1 protein-coding gene is annotated in these 253 nt (G+C 60.9%); it reads right to left on the reverse strand.

Translation table 11 applies throughout. From position 1 onward, the window contains the following. Positions 1-253, reverse strand: a 253-nt coding sequence (locus SB765_RS31855) for an OprD family outer membrane porin (RefSeq protein WP_410932787.1), incomplete at both ends; no start/stop codon positions are given.

Below are 253 nucleotides of genomic sequence, written 5' to 3' on the forward strand. Positions count from 1 at the left end.
GTACAGACTGGAACCACCCTCGCCTTTGTTCACCAGGCCACCCTGGTTGAGTTGGGCGAAGTTGCTGTCGTCTGACACCTGCTGGTAACCCGCGGTGATCGCGTGCGGGCCCAGGGAGTAGATGAACGCCGCACTCCAGGTGTTGTTGTCGATTTCACCGCTGCCGTTTTTGGTATAGCCGCCGAACTTGTAGCCCTCGGCACGGCCGGCGGCGCTGCTGTTCTTGCCGTCGGACGTGGTCTTGAAATAGCGC

It is taken from the genome of Pseudomonas sp. SIMBA_067, assembly GCF_046534675.1.
Classification (GTDB): Bacteria; Pseudomonadota; Gammaproteobacteria; order Pseudomonadales; family Pseudomonadaceae; genus Aquipseudomonas; species Aquipseudomonas putida.